The sequence below is a fragment of the Roseovarius sp. genome (assembly GCF_018066915.1).
GTDB lineage: Bacteria > Pseudomonadota > Alphaproteobacteria > Rhodobacterales > Rhodobacteraceae > Roseovarius.
Window position 1 is genome coordinate 1 of sequence record NZ_JAGPVV010000335.1, and the last position, 7498, is coordinate 7498.

7 protein-coding genes and 1 pseudogene are annotated in these 7498 nt (G+C 64.8%); all 8 read left to right on the plus strand.

Annotation, left to right across the window (positions count from 1 at the left end; genetic code table 11):
* A pseudogene (locus KBT70_RS18705) lies at positions 1-244 on the plus strand (pyrroline-5-carboxylate reductase); the annotation flags it as partial.
* A gap of 83 nt (positions 245-327) precedes the next feature.
* On the plus strand, positions 328-2307 hold the full coding sequence (locus KBT70_RS18710; RefSeq protein WP_296637739.1) for an FAD-dependent oxidoreductase: 1980 nt from the start codon (positions 328-330) through the stop codon (positions 2305-2307).
* Positions 2308-2418: 111 nt separating this feature from the next.
* Positions 2419-3519: an MHYT domain-containing protein gene (locus KBT70_RS18715; protein ID WP_296637740.1), complete on the plus strand. Its 1101-nt coding sequence runs from the start codon at positions 2419-2421 to the stop codon at positions 3517-3519.
* A 105-nt stretch (positions 3520-3624) separates the two neighbouring features.
* Positions 3625-4815, plus strand: coding sequence for a phage portal protein (locus KBT70_RS18720; protein WP_296637752.1), 1191 nt, complete (start codon positions 3625-3627; stop codon positions 4813-4815).
* The gene (locus KBT70_RS18725; RefSeq protein WP_296637742.1) at positions 4808-5053 is read left to right on the plus strand and encodes a hypothetical protein; all 246 of its coding nucleotides are present in this window, start codon (positions 4808-4810) and stop codon (positions 5051-5053) included. Before KBT70_RS18720 ends, KBT70_RS18725 begins: the two co-directional genes overlap by 8 nt.
* 23 nt (positions 5054-5076) lie before the next feature.
* Positions 5077-5634 carry an HK97 family phage prohead protease gene (locus KBT70_RS18730; RefSeq protein ID WP_296637745.1) on the plus strand — a complete coding sequence of 186 codons (558 nt, stop codon included), beginning with the start codon at positions 5077-5079 and terminating at the stop codon, positions 5632-5634.
* Positions 5635-5666: 32 nt separating this feature from the next.
* Positions 5667-6848: a phage major capsid protein gene (locus KBT70_RS18735; RefSeq protein WP_296637747.1), complete on the plus strand. Its 1182-nt coding sequence runs from the start codon at positions 5667-5669 to the stop codon at positions 6846-6848.
* Between the two features lie 150 nt (positions 6849-6998).
* On the plus strand, positions 6999-7498 hold a 500-nt coding region (locus tag KBT70_RS18740), incomplete at its 3' end, for a hypothetical protein (protein WP_296637750.1).

Below are 7498 nucleotides of genomic sequence, written 5' to 3' on the forward strand. Positions count from 1 at the left end.
GATCGAGGCGCTGTTTTCGCCTGCCAACACGGTTTATGCGTTGCGCGATGCGGCGGACCTAGAGACCTATTTGTGCGCGCAGGCGGTGTTGTCGCCGGCGGTGCAGATGGTTGGCGTTGCGGCGGAGTGGCTGGGCGGGGAGAACGCGCAGGGCGAGGCGTTCCTTCGGCATCTGGTGGGCAGCAGTCTGATGAGTGGGGCGTGTGCGCCGATGCTGGCGGCGCTCAACACCGAAGGCGGTTAAAATCAGCGGCTCCGGCAGCATTTGGAGGCAGCGGGGATGCGTGAGGCATTGGTCGGGGGTCTGGACCGGCTGGCGGGTAAGGCATGAGCGCGTTTCCGCATGTGTTTCGGCCTGTTTTGATAGCGGGGCATACCCTGCGCAACCGGGTGGTGTTTGGCGCGCATACGACCAACATGGCCGAGGACGGTCTGCCGGGCGCGCGGCATATCGCCTATTATGAGGAGCGGGCCATTGGCGGGGCTGCGATGATTGTCGTTGAGCCGATGCCAGTGCATCGCACCGCCGTGTTGACGCGGGGCAATTTCCGGCATTCCTCGGATGAGGTGATCCCGGCCTTTGCCAAGCTGACGCAGGCCGTCAAGCGGCATGGCGCGGTGGTGGTGCAACAGCTCTATCACGTGGGCGCGCATGGCGATCAGGACAACAGTTGGCACGCGGCATGGTCGCCCTCGGGCGGACCAAGCTGGCATGACAGTGATGGCAGTCACGAGATGAGCGGCAATGAGATTGAGGAGTTGATCGAGAGCTTTGTCGCTGCAGCGGTGCGCTGTCAGAAGGCGGGGTTCGACGGGGTCGAGGTCTGGGCCGCCTATCACTGTCTGCTGGATCAGTTCTGGACGCCGATGTCGAACACGCGGGACGACGAATGGGGCGGGAGCCTTGAGAACCGCACGCGGTTTTCGCGGGAAATCCTGCGAAGGGTGCGCGCGGCCTGTGGGCCGGGGTTTATCATCGGGCTGTCGGTGAGCGATGGATCGAGCGTGGAGGCGACGCTGGGGCATGAGGCGCTGGCCGAGGTTGTGGCGCTGCATGATGCGGAACGGCTGATGGATTATGTCACCTGCGGCTCGGGCAGCTATCTGGATTATCACCCGTTGATGCCGACGTTTCTATATCCTGAAAAGCTGGGGGTTGATCTGGCGGCGCGGCTTAAGCGCGCGGTAACACATGCGCTGGTGACAGCCGAAAGCCATATTCGCACGCCCGAGAATGCCAATACGGTGTTGGGGGCAGGTGAGGCCGATATGGTCTCGATCGTGCGGGGGCAGATCGCCGATCCGCATCTGGTGGCTAAGGCAGAGGCGGGAAGGCCCGAGGATGTGCGGGGCTGCATTTCCTGCAATCAGCAATGTTGGGGGCGGCGAAGCCGGGATTACTGGATTTCCTGCCTGATCAACCCGTCTGTGGGGTGGGAGCATATCTGGGGCGGGGATCGGTTCAGCCCGGCGGAGCGCACGCGCGATGTGCTGGTTGTAGGAGCGGGGCCTGCCGGGCTGGAGGCGGCGCGGGTGGCCGCCGAGCGCGGGCACCGGGTGCGTCTCTATGAGGCGGGACCAGAGATCGGCGGTCAATTCCGACTGGCAGGGTTGCAGCCGAGGCGAGCGCAGATATTGGACCTGCTAGGCTGGTATGAGCGGCAATTGGCGCGGTTGGGTGTCGAGGTGCAGTTCAACAGCTATCTGGAGGCAGGCGAGATTGCCGCGCTGGGGGCGGATCATGTGATCCTCGCCACCGGGTCCCTGCCTGCCGGCACCGGATTTCAAAAGGCGATTCCGCATGTGGCGGAATTACCGGGGCTGGATGGCAATGTCTGGCCGGTCGAGGACGTGATGGGACGCGCCGCGCGGCTGGGGCCTCGGGTGATCGTGCTCGATGAGGGCGGCAATTGGCGCGGCGGTGGCACCGCCTGGCATCTGGCCGAAGCGGGGCATGAGGTGGTGATTGTCACACCGCAAGCGGTGGTCGGGCGCGAGTTGGAACGCTCTGCCGCCGATGTGCCGCTCCGGCGGCGGTTGGCGGCGCTGGGCGTGCGTTTTCTGACTGAGAGTGCCATCACCGGCTGGCAGAACGGCGGGGCAGAGGTGGTGGACCTCTTGACCGGCGCGCGGTCGCATGTGGCAGCGGATAGTCTGGTGTTGGCCACGACCAATCGGGCGGATGTGAGTTTGCGGCAAGAACTGGCGGACTTTGGCATTGCGGCCATGCTGATTGGCGATGCGCATGCCCCGCGACTGGCGGCGCAGGCGCTTCACGACGGACGCAAGACGGCGCTGACGCTCTGAGGTCAAGAGCCTTGTAAGGCGAGCAGGGGCGACATACGATCCGAGCGCAGGGGAGGCAGAGCGCGGCGGGAAGGTCGCTCTCGTGCGGTTTCGCCAAGCCGTTGGGTCGACATGGAATTTCTGGAGTATTCGCATAACCTCTGGCTGGTGGTGGCGTCGCTGAGTGTGTCGCTCGTGGCGGCCTTTACCGGGTTCTCGCTGACCCGTGGTATTGCTGCGCAGCCTGTGGCCATGCGTAAACTCTCTGTGACCTTGGCGGCGGTGGCGCTGGGCGGGGGCATCTGGTCGATGCATTTCGTGGCGATGCTGGGGCTGCAACTGCCGATTCCGATCTATTACGATGCGATGATCACGCTTGGGTCCGCTCTCATTGCGATCCTGATGGTGGGTGCGGCGCTGCTTCTCTTGCATTTTTATCCGCGCACGCGGGCGAGCCTGACGGCGGCGGGCTGTGTCATTGGCCTTGGCATTGTGGCGATGCATTATCTGGGCATGTCGGGGCTACAGCTATGCCGGGCGGTCTATACGCTGCCGGGGGTGGCGTTTGCGGTGCTGGCGGCCTGTGGGCTGAGCGTGGCGGCGATCTGGGTGGCGTACGGCCAACGGCGGCCGCGCAATATCCTGCTGGGCACGCTGGCCTTTGGCTCTGCCGTGTTCCTTGTGCATTTCGCGGCGATATACGGCACGCGGTTTGTGGCGGTGCCGACGGCGCAGGAAATCGGGCCGCTTATGGGCAATGAGGTGCTGGCACTGGGGGTGTTGATCAGCTCCTTCGTTCTCTGCGGTGCGTTTTTGCTGACGGGCGTCACGTTTTTGGCGCAGGGGGGCAAGGGGGAGGCGGCTACGCCGGTTGAGGCAGAGGTGAAACCTGCCCAAGTCATGCAGCGGATACCCTACGAGCAGCACGGGCAGACGCATTTCATCGACGCGCGCGATGTGGCGTTTCTGCGGGCCGAGGGGCATTACACGCTGCTCTATGCCGGGACCAACAAGCATTTCTGCGCCTGGTCGATCACCGAGGCCGAGCGGCGGCTGAGCCCCGGTCCGTTTCTCAAGGTGCATCGCAGTTATCTGGTGAACCCTGCGCATGTGTCGCATTTCGAGCGGCGCAAGGACAATGGGTTGTGCCATTTTCGCCTTGGCGGACAGGATGTTACCACGCCTGTCAGCCGCTCGCGTCTGGCGGAGTTGCGTGAGGCGCTGGGCCTTTGAGCGGGTCACGCGCGGTCTGATTTACTTTCCTTAAACCTTTGACGGTCTGATGCCTCTCAAGCGGGCAAGAGGCCCGGCATGAGCGGGATCAAGGAGAGTAGCGCGATGATACTGGATTTCTTTCGGCAAGGGGGCACGGCGCCGGACGCGGCGCCCGAGCAGAAGGCAAGTGCCACGGGCCGCGTGATGGCCTGGCATGGCGCGGGGCGTGTGGCCTGGAGCCCGCGCGATACGGTCAGCCTGACGCGCACCGGGTTTGCCGGTAATCCGGTGGGGTTTCGCTGTGTCAAGATGATCGCCGAGGCGGCGGCGGCGCTGCCGCTTGTCTTGCAGGATTGCGAGCAGCGCTTTGCCGTGCATCCGGTGCTGAGCCTGATCAAATGCCCCAACCCGGCGCAGGGGCGGGCGGAGCTATTTGAGGCGCTTTATGGCCAGCTTTTGCTGACAGGCAACGCCTATGTCGAGGCGGTGGGCGCAGGCGGCGTGCCGGTCGAGTTGCACGTGCTGCGCTCGGACCGGATGAGTGTGGTGCCGGGGTCGGATGGCTGGCCCGTGGCCTATGAATATGCCGTCGCGGGGCGCAAGCATCGGTTCGATGTGCGCGAGGGCGTGCCTTGTGTCTGTCACATCAAGAGCTTTCATCCGCAGGACGATCATTATGGGCTGAGCCCGCTTCAGGCGGCGGCGCAGGCGGTGGATGTGCATAATTCGGCGAGCCGCTGGTCCAAGGCGCTACTCGATAATGCCGCGCGGCCTTCGGGTGCGATTGTCTACAAGGGCCCTGAGGGACAGGGCGCGATGTCGGGCGATCAATATGACCGGCTGGTGAGCGAGATGGAGGCGCATCATCAGGGCGCGCGCAATGCCGGGCGTCCGATGCTGCTGGAAGGCGGATTGGACTGGAAGCCGATGGGGTTCAGCCCGTCGGACATGGAATTCCAGAAGACCAAGGAGAGTGCGGCGCGCGAGATTGCGCTGGCCTTTGGGGTGCCGCCGATGCTGCTCGGCATCCCCGGCGATGCGACATTCGCCAATTATCAGGAAGCGAACCGCGCATTTTACCGGCTGACGGTGTTGCCGCTGGCGATGCGCGTGGCGGCGACGGTGGCGGCGTGGCTGGGGCGGATGAGTGGCGAGGCGTTGGACCTTGCGCCCGATCTCGATCAGGTGCCGGCGCTGGCCGCCGAGCGCGATGCGCAATGGGCGCGGGTGAGTGCGGCGGATTTCCTGAGCGAGGCGGAAAAGCGCAGCCTCTTGGGCCTGCCTGCCGTGGCGGCGGAGGGTGTCGATGGCTGAGCGGGGCGCACCGCCGCCGCGCTACGGGTTCGAGGCGTTTGATTGCGCGCCGGGGCTGCGATTGGAGGCGCATGAGCGCGTCTCGGACTTGCAGACGCGCGCGATGACCGAGCGTTTGGAACGCACGGAAGCGGCACTGGAGCGGTTGGAGCGGCGCCTCTGGCTGGCGGTCTACGGCGTGGCGGCGGCGATACTGGCGCAGGCGTTTCAGCCGCTTTTGGCAGCATTGCCGGGGTGAGGCAGAGCAAAAGGATGAGGCGGATGGAAATGGAACTGGGACTGGAGCGCAAGTTCGCGCGGCTCGACGGCACGATGCTGAGCGTGAGCGAGGCGGGGCAGATCGAGGGCTATGCCAGCCTCTTTGGCGCGCCCGATCAAGGGGGCGATATTGTCGAGCGCGGTGCCTATGCGGCCTCGCTCGGCCGGTTGGCCAAGGAGGGACGGCGGGTCAAGATGCTGTGGCAGCATGATCCGGCGCAGCCCATCGGTATCTGGGACGAGGTGCGCGAGGATGCGCGCGGTCTCTGGGTCAAGGGGCGGCTTTTGGAGAGTGTGGAGCGGGCGCGCGAGGCGGCGGCACTGATCGCGGCGGGGGCGATTGACGGTCTCAGCATCGGCTATCGCACGCTGCGCGCGGCGAAGAATGACAAGGGCCAGCGGCTCTTGCGGGAACTGGAGCTGTGGGAGGTGTCGCTGGTGACATTCCCGATGCTGCCCAGTGCGCGGGTGACGGCCAAGGGCGATGCCCTCGACGCCCAAACCCTGCGCGAGATGGCGGCGGCGTTTGACGCGGCCCGCCGGGAGATGGCGCAGGTGTAGCGCCCGACGACGACCCAAACCTGAAGGATGGAATGATGATGACCCAAGCAAAGGCTCGGGCCGGGGAAGATCTGTCTCCGGTGGCCGAGGTGAAATCCGCAGTAGCGGGGTTTCTGAGCGAATTCAGCGGCTTTCGGGCCGAAATTCACAACCGACTGCAACAGCAAGAAGAGAAAATGACCATGTTTGAACGCAAATTCATCGCGCTTGCGCGTCCCCATCTCAGCGCCACCTCTGACGGGTCGGCACCGCATCGCAAGGCGTTTGACGCCTATCTGCGCGGCGGTGACGATGACGGGCTGCGTGGGCTGGAATTGGAGGGCAAGGCGCTCAATACCGCGATTGCCGGGGAAGGCGGCTATCTGGTTGACCCGCAGACCGCCGAGACGATCCGCTCGGTGTTGAGCACGACGGCGTCGATCCGGGCGGTTGCCAATGTGGTGGCGGTCGAGGCCACCAGCTTTGACGTGCTGGTGGATCACACCGATGTGGGCCATGGCTGGGCCACGGAAAGCGGCACGGTGTCCGAGACCGACACGCCGGTGATCGACCGGATCAGCATCCCGCTGCATGAGCTGAGCGCGCTGCCCAAGGCCAGCCAGCGGTTGCTGGATGACAGCGCCTTTGACGTCGAGGGTTGGCTTGCGGGGCGCATCGCCGACAAGTTCGCGCGCGCAGAAGCGGCGGCCTTTGTGTCGGGCGATGGGGTGGACAAGCCGCGCGGGTTTCTGACGCATCCGAGCGTGGACAATGACGTCTGGGTCTGGGGCAATCTGGGCTATGTGCCCACTGGGGTTGCCGGCGCGATTGCCGGGCCTGATCCGATTGTCGATCTGGTCTATGCTTTGGGCGCGCAATACCGCGCCAACGGCACCTTCGTGATGAATTCCAAGACCGCAGGCACCGTTCGCAAGATGAAGGATGCCGATGGGCGGTTTCTCTGGTCGGACGGTCTGGCGGCTGGAGAGCCTGCGCGGCTGATGGGTTATCCGGTGCTGATTGCCGAGGATATGCCCGATATCGCGACGGGGGCCAATGCCATCGCCTTTGGCGATTTTCACGCAGGCTATACCGTGGCCGAGCGGCCCGATCTGCGGGTGTTGCGCGATCCCTACAGCGCCAAGCCGCATGTCCTCTTTTACGCGACCAAGCGGGTGGGCGGCGATGTGTCCGATTTCAAGGCGATCAAGCTCTTGAAATTCGCCGTCTCCTGAGGACGCGGCGACGGGGCGGGGGGTGATCCCCTTGCCCTGGGGCGCGTGCCGTTCGGGCGAGGCGTTGTCCAACTGTCCCCTCCGTCCGTGCAACGCGGAATGGCGCGCGCCTGAACCACCGGAGGGGTCCGGGATATATGGAGTAGGTCCATGATGTTAATCGAAGAAACTGCGGTGCCCCCGGCCGCGCTGCCGCTGGCGGAGTTCAAGGCGCATCTGCGGTTGGGCACGGGGTTTGCCGATGACGATATCCAGGACCCGGTTCTGGAAAGTTTTCTGCGCGCGGCGATTGCGGCCATCGAGGGGCGCACAGGCAAGGTGCTGCTGGAGCGCGAATTTTCCTGGGCGTTGCATCAGTGGCGGGATGCGGCAGGTCAGGCCTTGCCGGTCGCCCCCGTGAGCGCTGTGTTGAGCCTTGGTTTGCGCAACCGGGCGGATGAGGTCGAGGTGATCGACCCCGGTCTATACCGGCTGGAGCAGGATGCGCATCGGCCCCTGGTGCGGCCTATGGGCACGTTCCTGCCCGCTATCGGGCGCGGCGCTGTGGCAGAAATCAGGTTTCGCGCGGGCTTTGGTGCGGGTTGGTCTGATGTGCCAGCCGATCTGGCGCAAGCGGTGCTGATGCTGGCGGCGCATTATTACGAATACCG